The organism is Vibrio fujianensis (assembly GCF_002749895.1).
GTDB classification, from domain to species: Bacteria; Pseudomonadota; Gammaproteobacteria; order Enterobacterales; family Vibrionaceae; genus Vibrio; species Vibrio fujianensis.
In genome coordinates this window covers 128,227-129,277 of sequence record NZ_NBUS01000040.1, presented here as the reverse complement: position 1 = coordinate 129,277, position 1,051 = coordinate 128,227, and the positions used below count along the sequence as shown (strand labels likewise).

General features: G+C 45.4%; 1 protein-coding gene. It reads left to right on the top strand.

Translation table 11 applies throughout. The features are described from left to right. A partial coding sequence (gene malQ / locus B7C60_RS18130; RefSeq protein ID WP_245868721.1) for a 4-alpha-glucanotransferase occupies positions 1-1,051 on the top strand: 1,051 nt, incomplete at both ends.

Here is a 1,051-nt window from a genome sequence, read left to right as displayed (position 1 = left end):
GCAGAGATTGCCTCTCGCGGCGGTGATTTTGTTGGTTTAAACCCGATTCATGCATTATTTCCTGCTAATCCCGAAGGCGCGAGCCCATATAGTCCATCTTCACGTCGTTGGTTGAATATTTTATACATTGATGTGAGTTCAGTACCTGAATTTGCGCTAAGTGCGCAGGCACAGCAGCAAGTGGGAAGCCAAGAATTTCAGCAGCGATTGCAGAAAGTGCGTGAGACGCATTGGGTTAATTACTGTGAAGTCGCTAATCTTAAAATGAGTATTTTACCGCTTCTTTTTGCTGAGTTTAAAACACGTCATTTAGACAAAAATACTGATCGAGCACAAGAATTTTTAAACTTTGTAGAACAAGGCGGCGATAGTTTACGGCATCAAGCCGCATTTGATGCGTTGCATATTGATTTGCATACCCAAGATGATTCCGTATGGGGGTGGCCGGTTTTCCCTGAAAAATACCGTCACTTTGATAATGTGGCAGTGCAAAAATACATTGAGGAACATCAAGAGCAGGTGCAGTTATATATGTATTTGCAATGGGTTGCCGATACACAAATTCATGAAGTGCAAGCTCTGGCTGATGAAAAGGGCATGACAGTCGGGCTGTATCGTGATCTGGCTGTTGGTGTGTCTGATGCGGGTGCGGAAACGTGGGCGGATCATGGTAACTTAGTACAAGATGCGTGTATTGGTGCTCCGCCAGATGTGCTTGGGCCCCTTGGCCAGAATTGGGGGCTACCACCATTAAATCCACAGGCGTTACAAACAACGGCCTACGATGCATACATTAAATTATTACGCGCAAATATGAAGCATTGTGGTGCACTGCGTATTGACCATGTGCTCGGTTTGTTACGTTTGTGGTGGATTCCGAAAGGTGAAAATGCCACTCAAGGCGCATACGTTTACTACCCCGTTAAGGATATGCTCGCAATTCTTGCGTTAGAGTCACATCGCCATCATTGCAGTGTTATTGGGGAAGATTTGGGCACCGTTCCGGATGAAATCGTACAACTGTTACGCGATGCGGGTGTTCATTCTTATA